A 19192-nucleotide genomic window follows, 5' to 3' on the forward strand; every position below is an offset into this window, starting at 1 on the left:
AGTAATTAATTTCACACCAAAGAAAAGTGTCTCCATGATAAGAAAAGACCTTAAACATATAAAGTTAGAAGTTAAAAATGAGAGGTTAGATGAACTGTCACACAACTCAATCCCGAAGCTTCGGGACTTAACCCAAAACTTCACCACAGCCGAAGGAATCGAACTTAAAAAAAACTATTCTGAAAAAGATATAGAAGATTTAGAGTTTCTGGATTTCGGAGCAGGTTTTACGCCTAATTTACGCGGCCCTTACGCTACCATGTACGTTCGCCGTCCGTGGACGATTCGTCAGTATGCTGGATTTTCTACTGCAGAAGAAAGCAATGCTTTTTACAGAAGAAATTTGGCAGCAGGACAAAAAGGACTTTCTATAGCTTTTGATTTACCAACCCACCGTGGTTACGATTCTGATCATGAAAGAGTGGTTGGCGACGTGGGAAAAGCAGGAGTCGCTATCGATTCTGTCGAAGATATGAAAGTATTATTTGATCAGATTCCGTTAGACGAAATGTCGGTTTCCATGACCATGAATGGTGCCGTATTACCAATTATGGCATTTTACATTGTCGCTGCCGAAGAACAAGGAGTTGAACTGAATAAACTTTCAGGAACAATTCAAAATGATATTTTGAAGGAGTTTATGGTGCGTAATACTTACATCTATCCGCCTGCGCCTTCGATGAAAATCATTGCCGATATTTTTGAATTTACGAGCAAAAAGATGCCTAAATTCAATTCTATTTCTATTTCCGGATATCATATGCAGGAAGCCGGAGCAACAGCTGATATTGAATTAGCCTATACTTTAGCCGATGGTTTAGAATATATTCGAACCGGATTATCCACAGGAATGACAATTGATGAATTTGCTCCCCGCCTCTCTTTCTTTTGGGCTATTGGAATGAATCATTTTATGGAAATTGCAAAAATGAGGGCCGGACGAATGATTTGGGCAAAATTAATTCAGCAATTTAATCCGAAAAGCGATAAATCATTAGCGTTAAGAACCCATTGCCAAACCAGCGGCTGGAGTTTGACGGAACAAGATCCTTTTAATAATGTAGCCAGAACTTGTATTGAAGCCACTGCCGCTGCTTTTGGAGGAACGCAGTCATTACATACAAATGCTCTTGATGAAGCAATTGCGCTGCCAACTGACTTCTCTGCCAGAATTGCCCGAAATACCCAAATTTACCTGCAGGAAGAAACCAAAATCACCAAAACGGTCGATCCTTGGGGCGGAAGCTATTATGTGGAATCACTAACCAATGAGATTTTACAAAATACCTGGAAGCTAATTGAAGAAGTAGAAGAACTGGGCGGTATGACAAAAGCAATTGAAGCCGGAATTCCGAAACTTCGAATTGAAGAAGCTGCGGCACGAAAACAAGCCAGAATCGACAGCGGACAAGATATTATTGTAGGTGTAAATCAATTTAGATTAGAAAAAGAAGATCCGTTACATATTTTGGATGTAGACAACCAGATGGTTCGTAAACAGCAAATTGAACGACTTGAAGAAATTAAAGCAAAAAGAGATACTGAAAAAGTAAATCAGTCACTGGAAAAACTAATTCATTGTGCCAAAACCAAAGAAGGAAACTTACTTGAAATTGCTGTGGAAGCAGCAAGAAACAGAGCAACGCTAGGTGAAATAAGTGATGCTCTTGAAACTGTTTTCGGGAGGTTTAAAGCACAAATTAAATCATTTAGCGGTGTGTATAGTGCAGCAATTAAGAATGACGAAAACTTTGAAAAGGCGAAGCAATTAGCAGACGTTTTTGCGAAACAAGAAGGAAGACGCCCAAGAATTATGATTGCCAAAATGGGGCAGGATGGTCACGATCGCGGTGCAAAAGTAGTCGCAACCGGTTATGCGGATGTAGGTTTTGATGTGGATATAGGTCCTTTATTTCAAACTCCTGCCGAAGCGGCGAAACAAGCTGTAGAAAATGACGTTCATATTTTAGGTGTTTCATCACTTGCGGCCGGTCACAAAACTTTGGTTCCACAAGTTATTGAAGAACTAAAAAAACATGATCGTGAAGATATTATGGTTATTGTGGGCGGTGTTATTCCTGCTCAGGACTACCAATTTCTTTTTGATGCAGGTGCAGCAGCTATTTTTGGTCCCGGAACCAAAATCAGCGAAGCAGCAATTAAAATTTTAGAGATATTAATTGATTAAAACATATTCAAAAAAAAATCCCGATTTACAAATCGGGATTTTTTTTAATCGTTTATTGTCGCATTACTATCTGCTTCAATAAAAGAAAGATCATAACCTCCAAAGTCTCGCATGTAACTTTTTAACGAAGTTCCAAAAGCATCTCTAAAATGCCTGTTTCCTTTGTGTTTAAAAAAGTTTTTTACAGATCCGGCGCCGCCAAGATGTGCCGCCGCTAAAATACCAGATTCGGTAATTTCGATTCCATTGATGATTTTTCCTTCGTACTTTTCAATTTCATTACGCAAAATCCATTTGTTTTTGGATAATAAGGCAACAAAAGCTTTTTCCTGCAAGGCTGGATCTTTTAGAAATTCTTTATCACTTCTGATCCCAATAGCTCTTAAGGCTTTTGAACCAAATTGATATTTTCCCATATACCCCAGTGAATTTACCAGTCGGTATTTTCCTTGAGATTCTTTAAAAGCAACTGCTTCTTTAAAGCTTATCAGGCGTTTTTCTGTAAATAAAATATTTACTTTTTTTAATTCAGGATAGTCATCCTTGTCTTTCGATGGAAGTAAGTATTCGGATCCATCTGTTTTTTCTATTAAAAACCAAGGTTTGGTTTCTACATTAAAGGGTTTAAAACCCAAAGTTAAAAATGTAATAATAACGATTAAACTCGCATAAAAATACCATTTCTTTATCATAATTTGTTTTTCTTCAAACGCTGTCACCTTTTTGAAATTTCTACGATGCAAAGATACGCAATACAAAACAATACTGTTAATCAACGATTTACAGGTTTTGAAAATTTTAGAATTCTTGCTTAAACCACTAATCATGCAGTTTTCGACGCTTTACCTAAAATTGAAAACAAGAACCAAAATGCCAATATTAAATTTACAAAAAAGGGCATTTTTATCAATTTTTTATCATTTTTGTTAAAATAGAAAGGCAAAACCTACACAAACAAACTATTTTATATCAAAAACTCATTTCATATTACATAATTTTTATTTTTATTAACAAGTTAAAACCTATTTTTAAAGTATGTTTTTGATTTTTTTATCTAAAAATAGCTTTTTAAAAATTATTTTCGGTCATTTTTTGACCTTCGTTTTATTAGAAATAAACTTCAAATTAAAATAAAAGTGGTTGATTTTTTATCACAATAATGACATTGAAGAATGATAATTCGGTATTGATTTTTTATATTAAAAAAACCGAAGCTTTGGACTTCGGTTTTTATTTGATTCTTCTTATTGAAGAAAACTAATCTTTATCTGTTCACACCCTGACTAGCAATCCAGTCAGAATACTTTTTTGCATTTTTAGTATGATCTGCATAATTAGATGCAAATTCATGATAACCAAAACGATCTATACTTGCACAAAAATAAATGTAATCATTTTTCTCTGGATTTAAAACTGCCTCAAGTGCCGTAATATCTGCCATAGCAATTGGACCTGGCGGAAGGCCGATATGTATGTAGGTATTGTATGGAGATTTCATAACCAAATCGTTATAAAAAACTCTTTTTATTACCTGATCGAAATTATTGTCTCTCAATTTTAAAGCATAAATAACAGTTGGATCCGCTTGTAATGGCATTTCTAAACGTAAACGATTCAAATAAACACCTGCAATTCGAGGTCTTTCATCTTTTTTAACCGATTCTTTGTGCACAATAGAAGCTAAAATAGAAACCTGAACTGGAGTCAATCCTTGTTTTTTGGCTTGTTCAATTCTTTCAGGAGTCCAAAACTTATGGTATTCTTTAATCATTTTATCACGAAATTTCTCTGCAGATGTATTCCAGTAAACTTCATAAGTATTTGGAATAAACATAGCAAAAACATTCTCTTCGTTAAATCCATTTGCTGCTAAGAAAGTAGAATCTTTAAATGCTTTCATTAATGATAAACTATCAGCCTCGATTTGAGAGCCTACTCTTCCGGCAAAATTCTCTAGACGTTCCTGATTATTAAAAGCTAATTTTACTGGAACATTGGAACGCATGGCACGAACCAAGTCTATATTATTCATATCTTTTTTAAGAAGAAAACGTCCTGATTTTACATTTTCAGGATAACTTCTTTTACTGGCAACCATTTCAAAATTGTCAAAATTCTTGATGTATGGTTCTAGTATTTTTTTGACGTCAGTGTAGTTAGCTCCTGTAGGGACATATACATAGAGTTCTTTTTCTTCAAATTTGGTATTGGCACTAAAAATTCGGCTTATTAGAATAAATCCGTAAATCATTAAAACTGAAATTACGGCTACAGCGGTTATGGTGATGATTTTTTTTAATTTCAAAGCTACTTAGTTTAAATGTTTTTATTGATTAACTGAAAAATTGCTTCATCATGATAGTGGTTATTTAGCAAAATCCAGTCTTTTTTAATTCCTATTTTCTCAAAACCAAATTTAGTAAAAAGAGCTATACTTGCTTCATTATTTGTACTAATATTTGCATAAAGCTGGTGTAGATTTAAATTAAAAAATGCATAATTAATTAAAAGCTCTAAAGCCTCAGAACCAATATTTTGTCCTCGATTTTCCTTTTTTTGAATAACAATACCAATTCCCGCCCGGTTATTTCTTGGATCAAATTCAAATAAATCAATCAAACCTATAGCAGGAAAATCCTCATCCTGGCAAATTGCTAAACGTAATTGTTTAGCTTCATAGATATCTTGCTGTGCATTTTCAAGATATTGGCGAATCAAAAAACGACTGTATGGAGTATTAGTATTGCTAACTTCCCAAATGCTCTGATCATTTTCCATAGCATATACAAACTCTAAATCTTCAGGTTCAAGCGAACGAAGATAAATGGTATCGCCTTTGAGTGTTATCATACTTTAATTTTAGATTGCAGATTTTATATTTTAGATTTTGAATCTGTCTTTTACTCCGTTCAGAATGAGTATTAAATTTCTATAGTTCCTTTAAAAACAAATTTTGCCGGACCTGTAAGGAATACATTTGTAAAGTGATCACCTGCTTTATCAAAAGAAACTACAAGTTTTCCTCCTTCAACATTTAAGTTAATCGAAGTTTGGTCTGTTTCTCCAATAGCATTCATAGCAATTGCCACAGCTGTAGCACCGGTTCCGCAAGCCAGTGTTTCATCTTCTACACCTCTTTCGTAAGTACGCAGAGAAAAAGTACTATCATCGATTTTCTTAACGAAATTGACATTACTGCCTTTTTGTCCGTATAAATCGCCATAACGAATAGCGGCTCCGTTTTCTTTTACATTATAATGTTCTAAATCGTCTACAATTTGTACATGATGCGGCGATCCGGTATTTAAAAAGGTATAAGTATCTTTTTTTTGCACTTCATCAACATCAATCATTTGCAATGAAACAATTGCGTCATTTCCTACCGATGCATGATGTAAACCATCTGTAGCAATAAAAGTTGTTTTGTTATCAATAACCCCTAATTGATTTGCGAAAGCTACCAAACAACGGCCGCCATTGCCGCACATTGAACTTGGGTTTCCATCTGAATTATAGTAAACCATTCTAAAATCAGTTTCAGAATCATTTTCTAACAAAATAAGTCCGTCCGCCCCAATTCCGAAACGTCTGTCGCACAAGCGTTCAATTAACTTTACATCTTCTTTTGGAAAGAAATTAGATCTGTTATCGATCATCACAAAATCATTACCTGTACCTTGATATTTATAAAATTCTACTTGCATTTTTTTGTCATTAAGAAATACAAAAGTACGAAGAAACTACGAAGATTAATTAATGAAATGTTAATCAATGTTAAAGAGCGTTAAAGCATTTTTTGAAATAATTTTTTGGCATAATTTTACGTTATAAATGTTAAAAACAAATACCTAAATAACTTAAAACATAAACTGTAATATGAAAAAATTTTCAACCTTATTTTTAGTTTCACTACTAAGCGGTGCTACTACCCTTGGTGCTTACAAGTTATTATTTGACGGCAGTGATTCTTTCTTTGGAAAAGGAAATTCTGTTGTTACTCTTGCTCCTAGTTCATACGGCAAAACTGTTGGATTACCGGGCGAAGCAGTTGATTTTACCGAAGCTGCAGACAAAACAATTCACACAGTTGTACACGTAAAAAATGTTTCCAGAAGAACGGTCAGCAATCCTATGCTTGAATTTTTCTATGGTTATGGAGGACAGCAGCAGCAAGAACAAGTAGGAACCGGTTCTGGTGTAATTATTTCTGAAGATGGATATATCGTGACAAATAACCACGTTATTAAAGATGCATCTGAAATTGAAATTACATTAAACAACAAAAAATCATACAAAGCAAAACTTATAGGTACAGATTCTAAAATGGACATCGCATTATTAAAAATTAATGCGGATGAAAAATTACCTTATACAGCTTTCGCTAATTCTGATTCTGTCAAAATCGGAGAATGGGTTTTAGCAGTTGGGAATCCTTATAATTTGACTTCAACAGTTACGGCCGGAATTGTTTCTGCAAAAGCCAGAAATTTAGACCAAAGCGGTATTCAGTCATTTATTCAAACAGATGCTGCTGTAAACCCTGGAAATTCTGGTGGAGCATTGGTAAATACAAGAGGTGAATTAATTGGAATTAACACTATGATTTCGTCTATGACTGGATCTTATGTTGGGTATTCTTTTGCTGTTCCATCAAACATTGCCCGAAAAATTATTGAAGATATAATGGAATATGGGAATGTTCAAAGAGGAATTCTGGGCGTAGAAGGAGGTGAATTGAACAGCACAGCATCTAAAGAATTAGGAATTACAGAAACTCAAGGTTTTTATATTAACAAAGTTTCTAAAAACTCTGGTGCAGAAAAAGCAGGTCTTACTAAAGGAGATATTATCGTAAAACTTGACGAACAAAACATTTCAACTTTTGCTGATCTTTCTGGTTACATAAATACAAAACGTCCAAATGATGTGGTTAAAGTAACTTATATTAAAGACGGAAAAACAAAAACTGTTCCTGTTACTTTAAGTAAAAATGAATTCTTTAGCACTGAATTTAAAGGAATTGAATTAGAAAACATTGATGCTGCCGATAAAAAGAAATTCAGAATTGATTACGGTGTAAAAATCAAAAACATTACAAATGAAAATTTAATGCAATATCAAAGTGAATTGCAGGGAAATATCATCTTGAGTATCGATAATGTAAAAGCTACAAATGTTGAAACTGTTTCTAAACTTTTAAATAAAAAAGACGAAGGACAAAGTGTACGTATCGAAATGATTAATAAAAACGGTGAAATTTTTAGAATTATTATTTAAGTCACTTTTATCAGTCACAATATTCTGTCTCAGTTTGCAGTTAAACTGTTAAAAATTGAAAACTGAGACTGCGGGCTAAACTTAAAAAAATGCCATCTTAAGAAATTAAGGTGGCATTTTCTTTTTTGAAAATAAATGCCAAAATAGTTTACGAAATCGATTGAAATAGATACTTTTGCGCAAAATTTTAAAATAGTGAGCATTTTATTTTTTCAATTTAATCAATTATGAGTAACAAATCTTTGTACCAAAAAGAGGTATCATTACAAGTCGACCGAAGAAGAGCAGGAGTCGAATTAGTCAAAATCATAAGTGATTTATGGTATGACAAATCCATTGAAATGGTTTTATTTAAAAATCAATTATTGGATAAAAATGTCAGCGATATTATCAACCTTCATCAATATGCGGGTGAATTTGTAGGCAAACCAATAACTATCTTTGATTCGGTAGAAATTGCAAAAGTTGTTTTGTCATTAGATCTTCCGCCAGCGAAAATTGATCTTGGTAAATTAACTTACGAATATCGTTTAGAAGATGAAAAATATCCTGACGCAAGATATTTTGTCATTGAAAAATTGAAAAAAGCAAAATCTTCAAAAGAAATTCAGCCAAAAGATGTTGTGCTTTATGGATTTGGAAGAATCGGACGTTTACTTGCGAGAGAGTTAATGTCAAAAACAGGAAAAGGAAATCAACTGCGTTTGAGAGCAATTGTAACCCGCGATAAAAATGACGCATCAAGTTTAGAGAAACGAGCTTCTCTATTGCGATATGATTCTATTCACGGTGATTTTCAGGGTTCTGTAACTGCTGACCCTAAAAACAATGCTTTAATTATTAATGGAACAACGGTTCATATCATTACTGCAAATTCTCCAGAAGAAATTGACTATACACTATACGGAATTAACGATGCTTTGGTAATCGATAATACTGGTGCATTTACAACGGAAGAAGCTTTAAAAAGGCATCTAACTTCAAATGGGGCAAGCAAAGTTTTGCTTACCGCTCCAGGAAAAGGAGTTCCAAATATTGTACACGGCGTAAATCATAACGATTATAATCCGGATGAAAATGATATTTTTTCAGCCGCTTCCTGTACTACAAATGCTATTACACCAATTTTAAAGGTAATCGAAGAAACTTTAGGAGTCGCAAAGGGACACTTAGAAACGATTCATGCTTATACAAACGATCAAAATTTGGTCGATAATATGCATAGAAAATACCGTCGAGGCAGAGCTGCGGCATTAAATATGGTCATTACTGAAACTGGTGCAGGAAGTGCTGTTGCAAAAGCTTTACCATCTTTAGAAGGAAAATTAACTTCAAATGCTATTCGAGTTCCAGTTCCAAATGGTTCGTTAGTCGTTTTAAATTTAGAAGTTAAAAAAGCAACATCAATTGCTGCTATCAATAAAATCATGAAGAAATATGCTCTTGAAGGGGAACTGGTAGAGCAAATAAAATATTCATTGAATAATGAATTGGTTTCGTCTGATATTGTTGGCACATCTGCTCCATCAATTTATGACAGCAATGCCACTATCGTATCAAAAGATGGAAAAAGTATTGTACTTTATATTTGGTATGATAATGAATATGGTTATAGTCATCAAGTTATTCGTCTTGCAAAATATATTGCCAAGGTAAGACGTTATACTTATTATTAATTCAACCTAACTAACTTTTTTATTAAAACCATCAAGTAACTCTTGGTGGTTTTTGCTTTTATACAGGAAGATTTTATATAGGAAGAACAGTGGTACTTTTTACTTCAGATATAACAAAAACAGTATTTATAAGCGAAACTTCGGGTAAAACGGATAATTTCTTTTGATGAAAATGATGATAACTTTCCATATCAGGAATTATAATCTTTAGCATATAATCAAAATTCCCTGAAACATAATTACATTCTACAACCTCCGGCAAATTTAAAATCGACTGATTAAACCCCTCAGAGGTGTCATAAGTCTGTTTAGTAAGCGTAACCTGACAATAAACAGTTAGATTATTCCCGAGTTTTTTCTTGTCTAAAATCGTCACATACTTTTCTATAACCCCCTCTTTCTCAAGTCGTTTTACTCGATCATGAACAGGAGTCAAAGACAAATTTATTTTGTTTGCGATGTCTTTTAAAGTGTAGTGCGCATCTTCCTGTAAAAGTCGTAAGATTTTTTTGTCAATTTCATCTAAAGCCATAGCGAAAACGTTGTATTAATTTTGCGAAATTCAGTCTTTTTTTCTTTTTGAAGAATAATTTTAAGTCCCAAAAAGAATAATTTTCTGTAAAAGTAGAAAATAAAATAATATTTTCTTATTTAACATCCATTAAACCACAATTTATTCTCTATCTGTAGCTTTGTAAAAAATTCAATAAAAACCACAAAATATAACAAAAATGATAATAGGCGTTCCAAAAGAAATTAAAAATAATGAAAACAGAGTTGCTTTAACTCCTGCAGGTGTTTCAGAAATGAAAAAACACGGACATACAGTATATGTTCAATCAACTGCTGGTTTAGGAAGTGGTTTTGCCGATGAAGAATATGTTCAGGCTGGTGCTGTAGTTTTACCAACTATTGAAGAAGTTTATGCGATTGCAGAAATGATCATAAAAGTAAAAGAGCCAATTGCATCTGAATATCCATTAATTAAAAAAGATCAATTATTATTTACTTATTTTCATTTTGCTTCATCTGAACCGTTAACACATGCAATGCTGGAAAAAGGAGCAGTTTGTTTAGCATACGAAACTGTTGAAAAAACAGACCGCAGCTTACCTCTATTGGTTCCAATGTCTGAAGTTGCTGGTCGTATGGCTATTCAACAAGGGGCAAAATATCTTGAAAAACCATTGAAAGGAAGAGGAATTCTTTTAGGAGGTGTACCAGGTGTTCCACCGGCAAAAGTACTAGTTTTAGGTGGAGGAATAGTAGGAACTCAAGCCGCAAAAATGGCCGCTGGTTTAGGTGCTCAGGTGACTATTATGGATTTAAGCTTGCCTCGTTTACGTCAGTTAGATGATATCATGCCTGCAAACGTAAACACAGAAATGTCTAACCATTACAATATTACAAGAGCAATTAAAGACGCTGACTTAATTGTTGGAGCAGTTTTAATACCTGGAGCAAAAGCACCACACTTAATCACTCGTGATATGCTTAAATTAATGCGTCCGGGAACTGTCGTTGTTGACGTTGCTGTTGATCAAGGTGGATGTATCGAAACTTGTACGCCAACAACTCACGAAAACCCAACTTTCATTATTGATGATATCGTTCACTATTGTGTAGCTAATATGCCGGGAGCTGTTCCTTACACTTCTACTTTAGCTTTAACGAATGCTACTTTGCCTTATGCAGTGCAATTAGCAAACAAAGGGTGGGAAAAAGCTTGTGCAGAAAATGAAGAACTAAAAAAAGGGTTGAATATTGCTAACGGAAAAATCCTTTATAAAGGAGTTGCTGAAGCATGGAATCTTCCTTTTAACGAAGAATTAGTATTGGCAAACGCATAGTGCCAATATTTATAAGTGCTTACTAGTCACTATTACAAAAGGTTTTTCAATAAAGAAAAACCTTTTTTTATGCCATAAAAAAACCTGTCATGAAGACAGGTTTTTAAAAATAATATATTTTCTTTATTTCTTACTATCCAGAACCTCAGTCATTACTTTTGCTTCTGTTCCATTTGGAAAAGTAACTTTAATTTTCTGAGCTATTGTTGGAGCAATCTCCGTAATTGCTTTCTTATCGTAAGATTCTCCCTTTTTGATATGCCAGCCATAAAAAATAGCAGGTACATGTGTATCATAACTATAAATAGTACCATGAGATGTTCCTGTTGTTGTATATTCTATCATTCCAGGCTTATCAACAATAATTAAATCTCCATTTTGCGTAACATCATAACCTTTAGCAACAAAATTTAGAGCATAGTCATTCCCAGCATTAGCTAAAACTTCTTCTTCCGTATAAACTTTTTTAACTTGTGGCTGAGTAATTAAAAACTTTTTAAAAGCATCTTTAACTTTATCTAGATCTAATTTCTTATCCTTAATAATCTGTTTATTAAAGAAAACATTAAAGTTTGAATAATTTTGAATCAAATCAACACCAAAAGTCTTAGTTGAAAAATCTTGTAAGCTTTTCTTAACTTCTTTAGAAGGGTAATTGTCTACATTATATTTACGATCTTTTAAGTAAATAACATTTTCAGCACCAGCATGGTCTGCTGTTAAGAAAAGTAAATAATTCCCTTTACCTACCGTTTTATCAAGATATGCTAAAAAATCAGCAATAGTCTGGTCCAATCTTAAATAAGTATCCTGAAGTTCCATAGATCTCGGTCCCAATAAGTGACCAACGTAATCTGTAGAAGAAAAACTAACAGTCAAGAAATCCGTAACATTATCTTTCCCTAATTCTTCCTTCTCAATGGCTCTTTTTGCAAATTCAGCTAATAGGTCGTTCCCAAAAGGAGTTGCTCTAATAATTCCAGCATCATTTTTTTCATACATAGATTTTAAATCGTAAGGAAAAACCGGAGCCGCACTTCCATATAATTTACCTTCATACGGATTGTTATCCGGAAGACTTTCGTTATAAACAGAAGCTGGCTTAAATAAATCCCAGCCTTTATTAATGTATTTCAAATAGTTTTTTTCGTTATTGAACTCTGACACCCATTCTGGTAATTTTTCACCATAAAATGTACTAGAAATAAACGAGCCTGTTTTACTGTACCAAAATGCCCAATTTGCAAAATGCCCAGCCGGAAGAATTGCACCACGGTCTTTAAGGCTCATTCCTATTACTTTACCAGTAAAATTAGTTGCCATACGAACTTCATCTGTAATTGTAGTGTTTTGAAGATTTTTAGGAGACATTGCGCCTTCCTCTGCAGTTCCATCACCTACTGTTTTCACACCAGCATCATCTGTACAATACATTTCTTTTCCTAAAGTTCTGCTGAACCATTCATTACCAACAATTCCATGTGTAGCAGGTGTCGTACCTGTGTATATTGAAGCATGTCCAGGTGCAGTATAAGTTGGCATATAATTGTAATGCATATTCTGGAAAACATATCCATTATTCATTAACTTTTTAAAACCATTTGGGGAAAAATCATCTGAAAATCGATATAAATATTCCATTTTCATTTGATCAACTACAATACCTACAACTAATTTGGGACGTTGTTGAGCACTTAAATTTGTGATAACAAAAAGTGCCAACAGTAAAATACTTTTCTTCATGTTTAAATAAATAATTTAAACACAAAAATACTGATTCAAATCCTAAAATTCTAAAGTATGAATATTTAAGACTAAACAATTGACTATAATTTAACAAAAACGAACCTTTTAATTTTAAATATGTTGAAGTAAAAACATTCATGGCGTTCCCTCCGGGCCGGGCTGTGCGCTGTATCTTTTGTTTTTTAAAGAAAAAAACAAAAGGATGCCGCTTCCATCCCTAACGCAGGCGTGTTATAAGAAACTTTTTTATTTATTCGAGTGCAATACGCAGATTGATGCGAAGTTTTAAAAACATCTATAAAACAAAAAACCCTATTCGCTGGAATAGGGTTTTTCAAAAGAAAGGCGACGACATACTCTCCCACATAACTGCAGTACCATCTGCGCAGGCGGGCTTAACTACTCTGTTCGGGATGGGAAGAGGTGAGCCCCGCCGCAATAACCACCTTAAGAAGTTATAATTGCTTTGGGCAATCTGTTTTAATTAACAATTGATAATTGACAATTCATAATTAAAACCAATATCTTAACATACTGAGATAAAGAAAAGTATTTTTATTTAGTATTTCTAGAAAGTTTCTCCCCCCGACTTGCATCGGGGGAAAAGGGTGTACATAAGCTTACGGATTATTAGTACTACTCGACTATGACATTACTGCCTTTACATCTATAGCCTATCAACGTGGTCATCTTCCACGATCCTTAAAAGAAATCTCATCTTGTGGTGGGTTTCGCGCTTATATGCTTTCAGCGCTTATCCCTTCCAAACGTAGCTACTCTGCGGTGCCCCTGGCGGGACAACAGATACACTAGAGGTTTGTCCAATTCGGTCCTCTCGTACTAGAATCAGATCCACTCAAATTTCTAACGCCCACAGTAGATAGAGACCGAACTGTCTCACGACGTTCTGAACCCAGCTCGCGTGCCACTTTAATGGGCGAACAGCCCAACCCTTGGGACCTTCTCCAGCCCCAGGATGTGACGAGCCGACATCGAGGTGCCAAACCCCCCCGTCGATATGAGCTCTTGGGGGAGATCAGCCTGTTATCCCCGGCGTACCTTTTATCCTTTGAGCGATGGCCCTTCCATGCGGAACCACCGGATCACTATGCTCTACTTTCGTACCTGATCGACCTGTATGTCTCTCAGTCAAGCTCCCTTATGCCATTGCACTCTACGCACGGTTACCAAGCGTACTGAGGGAACCTTTAGAAGCCTCCGTTACTCTTTTGGAGGCGACCACCCCAGTCAAACTACCCACCAAGCAATGTCCCCCGCCTTTGCGGGGTTAGGCCTCAGATAAACAAAGGGTTGTATTTCAACAATGACTCCACAACGCCTGGCGACGCCGCTTCATAGTCTCCAACCTATCCTACACATCATTTATCCAAGGTCAATACTAAGCTATAGTAAAGGTGCACAGGGTCTTTTCGTCCCACTGCGGGTAAACGGCATCTTCACCGTTACTACAATTTCACCGAGCTCATGGCTGAGACAGTGTCCAGATCGTTACACCATTCGTGCAGGTCGGAACTTACCCGACAAGGAATTTCGCTACCTTAGGACCGTTATAGTTACGGCCGCCGTTTACTGGGGCTTCAATTCAATGCTTCTCCGAAGATAACATCTCCTCTTAACCTTCCAGCACCGGGCAGGTGTCAGGCCCTATACTTCATCTTACGATTTTGCAGAGCCCTGTGTTTTTGATAAACAGTCGCCTGGACCTCTTCACTGCGGCCCTGATTGCTCAGGGCGACCTTTCTCCCGAAGTTACAGGTCTATTTTGCCTAATTCCTTAGCCATGAATCTCTCGAGCACCTTAGGATTCTCTCCTCAACTACCTGTGTCGGTTTACGGTACTGGTACTAATTACCTGAAGTTTAGAGGTTTTTCTTGGAAGCCCTTAGGCGCACTATCTCTTTGTCCGAAGACTCCGAGTACTATCGTATTTCACCAGTCTCTGCGGATTTGCCTGCAGAGCCTATAGCTAGGTACTTTAACGAACTATTCCGTCAGTTCGCGGCGCTTTCATCACTCCGTCACCCCATCACAGTAATTAGTAGTACGGGAATATTAACCCGTTAGCCATCGACTGTCCCTTTCGGGTTCGCCTTAGGACCAGACTAACCCACAGCTGATTAGCATAGCTGTGGAAACCTTAGTTTTTCGGTGTGCGGGTTTCTCGCCCGCATTATCGTTACTTATGCCTACATTTTCTTTTCTAACCAGTCCAGCCCTCCTTACGAAAAACCTTCAACCCTGTTAGAATGCTCCCCTACCACTTAGAGTAATCTCTAAATCCATAGCTTCGGTAATATGCTTATGCCCGATTATTATCCATGCTCGTCCGCTCGACTAGTGAGCTGTTACGCACTCTTTAAATGAATGGCTGCTTCCAAGCCAACATCCTAGCTGTCTGGGCAGACAAACCTCGTTCTTTCAACTTAGCATATATTTGGGGACCTTAGCTGATGGTCTGGGTTCTTTCCCTCTCGGACTTGGACCTTAGCACCCAAGCCCTCACTGTTAGTGAACATTATACAGCATTCGGAGTTTGTCAGGAATTGGTAGGCGGTGAAGCCCCCGCATCCAATCAGTAGCTCTACCTCTATATAACTTTATAACTAACGCTGCACCTAAATGCATTTCGGGGAGTACGAGCTATTTCCGAGTTTGATTGGCCTTTCACCCCTACCCACAGGTCATCCGAAGACTTTTCAACGTCAACCGGTTCGGTCCTCCACTGTGTGTTACCACAGCTTCAACCTGCCCATGGGTAGATCACACGGTTTCGCGTCTAACACTACTGACTAAAGCGCCCTATTCAGACTCGCTTTCGCTGCGGATCCATGGCTTAACCACTTATCCTTGCCAGCAACGTTAACTCGTAGGCTCATTATGCAAAAGGCACGCCGTCACCCCACGAAAGGGCTCCGACCGCTTGTAAGCGTATGGTTTCAGGATCTATTTCACTCCGTTATTCACGGTTCTTTTCACCTTTCCCTCACGGTACTGGTTCACTATCGGTCTCTCAGGAGTATTTAGCCTTAGCGGATGGTCCCGCCAAATTCAGACAGGGTTTCACGTGCCCCGCCCTACTCAGGATACCACTATCTATTACATTTATTACCCATACGGGGCTATCACCCTCTTTGGCGTCACTTTCCAGTAACTTCCGGTTCTGCATGCATAAAATCTCGTGGTCCTACAACCCCAGCAATGCCGTAACATCACTGGTTTGGGCTAATCCGCGTTCGCTCGCCACTACTTACGGAATCACTTTTGTTTTCTTCTCCTCCGCCTACTTAGATGTTTCAGTTCAGCGGGTTTGCCCACCTATCGGTGTACTATGTCTTCAACATAGTGGGTTGCCCCATTCAGGTATCTGCGGATCAATCGGTGTGTGCCCGTCCCCGCAGCTTTTCGCAGCTTATCACGCCTTTCATCGCCTCTGAGAGCCTAGGCATCCCCCATACGCCCTTATTTTGCTTATTGTACCAATCATAAAATCAATTATGACCGTTTTTTTTTGTTCTTTACAATAAATTATAAAAAACGCTTTCTACTTTTTATTATTTTCTTATCTCAATATGTCAATGAACTTTATATGCTTCGCGCTTTACGCACTAGGCCTCAGGCTTACAGCCTTTTGTGGAGAATAACGGAGTCGAACCGTTGACCTCCTGCGTGCAAGGCAGGCGCTCTAGCCAGCTGAGCTAATCCCCCATTTTAAATCTTAGATTTTAGAATTCAGATTTTAGATTTCTAATTCTTCTCTAATTTCCTTTGGTGAATCCCAGCTTCCAGAATTTCCTTTTTCTTAAGTAATTTAGTAGTCCCGGGCAGACTCGAACTGCCGACCCCTACATTATCAGTGTAGTACTCTAACCAGCTGAGCTACGAGACTCTGTTTTACTTAAAAATTTATTATTTGAACTAACAGCAAGAGTAATATTATCCCTAAATCCTAAAACCAATAGAGCATCTTTTTCCCCGGCGTGTGTTTCCACTAACACTCAGGGCTCTAGAAAGGAGGTGTTCCAGCCGCACCTTCCGGTACGGCTACCTTGTTACGACTTAGCCCTAGTTACCAGTTTTACCCTAGGCAGCTCCTTGCGGTCACCGACTTCAGGCACCCCCAGCTTCCATGGCTTGACGGGCGGTGTGTACAAGGCCCGGGAACGTATTCACCGGATCATGGCTGATATCCGATTACTAGCGATTCCAGCTTCACGGAGTCGAGTTGCAGACTCCGATCCGAACTGTGACCGGCTTTATAGATTCGCTCCTGGTCACCCAGTGGCTGCTCTCTGTACCGGCCATTGTAGCACGTGTGTAGCCCAAGGCGTAAGGGCCGTGATGATTTGACGTCATCCCCACCTTCCTCACAGTTTGCACTGGCAGTCTTGTTAGAGTTCCCGACTTGACTCGCTGGCAACTAACAACAGGGGTTGCGCTCGTTATAGGACTTAACCTGACACCTCACGGCACGAGCTGACGACAACCATGCAGCACCTTGTAAATTGTCTTGCGAAAGTTCTGTTTCCAAAACGGTCAATCTACATTTAAGCCTTGGTAAGGTTCCTCGCGTATCATCGAATTAAACCACATGCTCCACCGCTTGTGCGGGCCCCCGTCAATTCCTTTGAGTTTCATTCTTGCGAACGTACTCCCCAGGTGGGATACTTATCACTTTCGCTTAGCCACTGAGATTGCTCCCAACAGCTAGTATCCATCGTTTACGGCGTGGACTACCAGGGTATCTAATCCTGTTCGCTCCCCACGCTTTCGTCCATCAGCGTCAATCAATTAGTAGTAACCTGCCTTCGCAATTGGTATTCCATGTAATCTCTAAGCATTTCACCGCTACACTACATATTCTAGTTACTTCCTAATAATTCAAGTTCAGCAGTATCAATGGCCGTTCCACCGTTGAGCGATGGGCTTTCACCACTGACTTACTAAACCGCCTACGGACCCTTTAAACCCAATGATTCCGGATAACGCTTGGATCCTCCGTATTACCGCGGCTGCTGGCACGGAGTTAGCCGATCCTTATTCTTACGATACCGTCAAATTCCTTCACGAAGGAGTGTTTCTTCTCGTACAAAAGCAGTTTACAATCCATAGGACCGTCATCCTGCACGCGGCATGGCTGGATCAGGCTTGCGCCCATTGTCCAATATTCCTCACTGCTGCCTCCCGTAGGAGTCTGGTCCGTGTCTCAGTACCAGTGTGGGGGATCTCCCTCTCAGGACCCCTACCCATCGTAGCCTTGGTAAGCCGTTACCTTACCAACTAGCTAATGGGACGCATGCTCATCTTTCACCGTTGTGACTTTAATTATATCTCGATGCCGAGGCATAATACTATGAGGTATTAATCCAAATTTCTCTGGGCTATCCCTCTGTGAAAGGCAGATTGCATACGCGTTACGCACCCGTGCGCCGGTCTCTATATCCGAAGACATATACCCCTCGACTTGCATGTGTTAAGCCTGCCGCTAGCGTTCATCCTGAGCCAGGATCAAACTCTTCATCGTATATTTTTATATTATATTGCGATGCTTTATTCTAGTGGTCTTTTTTCGAATCAAACGATTCTATTACTCTTTATTATTTGTTTTGAGATCTCTCTCAAAACGGCTGTCAATTCAATATGTCTACGAACGTGTTTCTTTTTGTTTTCACTTGTGTTTCAAAGCGGGTGCAAAACTAAAACTTTCTTTTTAAATGTGCAAGAAAAATTTAAAAAAATTTGAAACTTTTTTTTCGCCTCTATTTCTTCTATTTTCTTATCACTATATCAAGGAACTTTCCGTGTTTTGCGGGGTGCAAATGTAACATCCGTTTTCCATTCTCACAAGCTTTTTTTAATCTTTTTTTGAAAAAATTTCTTCATCCAAATCTTATAAGCTTGTCAGTATTTCAGGGAACGTCTGTCGCTGTTGCGGGTGCAAAAGTACCACCTTTATTTACATTTACAAGCCTTTTTTTTATATTTTTTCCATCTTTTTTAACCTTTTTTCTTAACCGTCTGATAACAGCAGTTTTACAATTTGTTCTTTTTTGAAACATTGTCAGTTTTTCCTGCATTTTACTGTTATTTATATATTTCAACCCTATATCACACACTCAATTTTAAAGAGTTTATACGTTTTATAAGCGTTAACCACCACTTCTTGGGCTTATTTAATCTAAATTCTATTTTAAACCCTCCGCCTTAACACCGATTCTCTCCACGATTCCATAACAAATCCTATTACACCAATCCACAAGGACTTCAGGAAACACAAAAGACAGAACAAATACACAGGACAAAGCTTCTCATTAAAAACTCAATTTAAAACCAACAGCATAATCCTTGGGAACCGCTCAACCAAACAAACCATTATAGACATATATATTTAGGACAGGTGTTCTGAAATTTTACTCTTATATATTATAGTAAACTTT

Annotated in this window: 11 protein-coding genes, 2 tRNA genes and 3 rRNA genes; 4 read left to right on the forward strand and 12 right to left on the reverse strand. The window is 37.3% G+C overall.

Translation table 11 applies throughout. From position 1 onward, the window contains the following. Positions 1 to 34 precede the first annotated feature (34 nt). Positions 35 to 2188, forward strand: coding sequence for a methylmalonyl-CoA mutase (gene scpA, locus BKM63_RS01415; protein ID WP_071634897.1), 2154 nt, complete (start codon positions 35 to 37; stop codon positions 2186 to 2188). A 44-nt stretch (positions 2189 to 2232) separates the two neighbouring features. Here the strand turns inward: scpA and BKM63_RS01420 are convergent, their stop codons facing one another. The 4 genes from BKM63_RS01420 to dapF all read right to left on the reverse strand — a co-directional run bounded on the left by BKM63_RS01420 (position 2233) and on the right by dapF (position 5892). Beyond that, positions 2233 to 2880: a peptidoglycan-binding protein LysM gene (locus tag BKM63_RS01420; RefSeq protein ID WP_071635060.1), complete on the reverse strand. Its 648-nt coding sequence runs from the start codon at positions 2878 to 2880 to the stop codon at positions 2233 to 2235. A 572-nt stretch (positions 2881 to 3452) separates the two neighbouring features. Then, a complete protein-coding gene (gene mltG, locus BKM63_RS01425) occupies positions 3453 to 4493 on the reverse strand; it encodes an endolytic transglycosylase MltG (RefSeq protein WP_071634898.1) in 1041 nt (346 codons plus the stop codon). Positions 4494 to 4504: 11 nt separating this feature from the next. Next, positions 4505 to 5038 (reverse strand): GNAT family N-acetyltransferase, encoded by a 534-nt coding sequence (locus tag BKM63_RS01430; protein ID WP_071634899.1) that lies wholly within the window; start codon positions 5036 to 5038, stop codon positions 4505 to 4507. A gap of 71 nt (positions 5039 to 5109) precedes the next feature. Continuing rightward, positions 5110 to 5892, reverse strand: coding sequence for a diaminopimelate epimerase (gene dapF / locus BKM63_RS01435; RefSeq protein WP_071634900.1), 783 nt, complete (start codon positions 5890 to 5892; stop codon positions 5110 to 5112). 172 nt (positions 5893 to 6064) lie between these two features. On the opposite strand from dapF, the gene BKM63_RS01440 reads away from it, so the two are divergent. Both BKM63_RS01440 and BKM63_RS01445 read left to right on the forward strand, forming a co-directional pair. Then, positions 6065 to 7465 carry a trypsin-like peptidase domain-containing protein gene (locus BKM63_RS01440; protein ID WP_071634901.1) on the forward strand — a complete coding sequence of 467 codons (1401 nt, stop codon included), beginning with the start codon at positions 6065 to 6067 and terminating at the stop codon, positions 7463 to 7465. Positions 7466 to 7692: 227 nt separating this feature from the next. Then, positions 7693 to 9141, forward strand: coding sequence for a glyceraldehyde-3-phosphate dehydrogenase (locus BKM63_RS01445; RefSeq protein ID WP_071634902.1), 1449 nt, complete (start codon positions 7693 to 7695; stop codon positions 9139 to 9141). A gap of 73 nt (positions 9142 to 9214) precedes the next feature. Here the strand turns inward: BKM63_RS01445 and BKM63_RS01450 are convergent, their stop codons facing one another. Beyond that, positions 9215 to 9673, reverse strand: a complete 459-nt coding sequence (locus BKM63_RS01450) for an Lrp/AsnC family transcriptional regulator (RefSeq protein ID WP_071634903.1) — start codon at positions 9671 to 9673, stop codon at positions 9215 to 9217. Between the two features lie 199 nt (positions 9674 to 9872). On the opposite strand from BKM63_RS01450, the gene ald reads away from it, so the two are divergent. Further along, on the forward strand, positions 9873 to 10991 hold the full coding sequence (gene ald / locus BKM63_RS01455) for an alanine dehydrogenase (RefSeq protein ID WP_071634904.1): 1119 nt from the start codon (positions 9873 to 9875) through the stop codon (positions 10989 to 10991). A 123-nt stretch (positions 10992 to 11114) separates the two neighbouring features. Here ald and pafA read toward each other — a convergent pair whose 3' ends face one another. From pafA to BKM63_RS23555, 7 genes are all read right to left on the reverse strand, one after another. Continuing rightward, on the reverse strand, positions 11115 to 12734 hold the full coding sequence (gene pafA / locus BKM63_RS01460) for an alkaline phosphatase PafA (RefSeq protein WP_071634905.1): 1620 nt from the start codon (positions 12732 to 12734) through the stop codon (positions 11115 to 11117). A 343-nt stretch (positions 12735 to 13077) separates the two neighbouring features. Beyond that, positions 13078 to 13187: ribosomal RNA gene (rrf, locus tag BKM63_RS01465) — 5S ribosomal RNA — on the reverse strand. A 160-nt stretch (positions 13188 to 13347) separates the two neighbouring features. Next, positions 13348 to 16232: ribosomal RNA gene (locus BKM63_RS01470) — 23S ribosomal RNA — on the reverse strand. Positions 16233 to 16389: 157 nt separating this feature from the next. Next, positions 16390 to 16463 (reverse strand) — tRNA-Ala (locus BKM63_RS01475). Between the two features lie 107 nt (positions 16464 to 16570). Continuing rightward, positions 16571 to 16644 (reverse strand) — tRNA-Ile (locus BKM63_RS01480). Between the two features lie 121 nt (positions 16645 to 16765). Continuing rightward, a 16S ribosomal RNA gene (locus BKM63_RS01485) occupies positions 16766 to 18279 on the reverse strand. Together the 16S, 23S and 5S rRNA genes with 2 tRNA genes alongside form the textbook arrangement of a ribosomal RNA operon. A gap of 385 nt (positions 18280 to 18664) precedes the next feature. Continuing rightward, on the reverse strand, positions 18665 to 18832 hold the full coding sequence (locus BKM63_RS23555; protein ID WP_165608744.1) for a hypothetical protein: 168 nt from the start codon (positions 18830 to 18832) through the stop codon (positions 18665 to 18667). Between the last annotated feature and the right edge of the window lie 360 nt (positions 18833 to 19192).

The sequence above is a fragment of the Flavobacterium johnsoniae genome (genome assembly GCF_001879205.1).
Lineage (GTDB): Bacteria > Bacteroidota > Bacteroidia > Flavobacteriales > Flavobacteriaceae > Flavobacterium > Flavobacterium johnsoniae_A.

Excerpts from the sequence above, each read along its gene's own strand:
- scpA (WP_071634897.1), top strand. The coding sequence starts at position 35 with ATGATAAGAAAAGACCTTAAACATATAAAGTTAGAAGTTAAAAATGAG.
- BKM63_RS01420 (WP_071635060.1), bottom strand. The coding sequence starts at position 2,880 with ATGATAAAGAAATGGTATTTTTATGCGAGTTTAATCGTTATTATTACA.
- BKM63_RS01430 (WP_071634899.1), bottom strand. The coding sequence starts at position 5,038 with ATGATAACACTCAAAGGCGATACCATTTATCTTCGTTCGCTTGAACCT.
- dapF (WP_071634900.1), bottom strand. The coding sequence starts at position 5,892 with ATGCAAGTAGAATTTTATAAATATCAAGGTACAGGTAATGATTTTGTG.
- BKM63_RS01440 (WP_071634901.1), top strand. The coding sequence starts at position 6,065 with ATGAAAAAATTTTCAACCTTATTTTTAGTTTCACTACTAAGCGGTGCT.
- BKM63_RS01445 (WP_071634902.1), top strand. The coding sequence starts at position 7,693 with ATGAGTAACAAATCTTTGTACCAAAAAGAGGTATCATTACAAGTCGAC.
- BKM63_RS01450 (WP_071634903.1), bottom strand. The coding sequence starts at position 9,673 with ATGGCTTTAGATGAAATTGACAAAAAAATCTTACGACTTTTACAGGAA.
- ald (WP_071634904.1), top strand. The coding sequence starts at position 9,873 with ATGATAATAGGCGTTCCAAAAGAAATTAAAAATAATGAAAACAGAGTT.
- pafA (WP_071634905.1), bottom strand. The coding sequence starts at position 12,734 with ATGAAGAAAAGTATTTTACTGTTGGCACTTTTTGTTATCACAAATTTA.
- BKM63_RS23555 (WP_165608744.1), bottom strand. The coding sequence starts at position 18,832 with ATGCAGGAAAAACTGACAATGTTTCAAAAAAGAACAAATTGTAAAACT.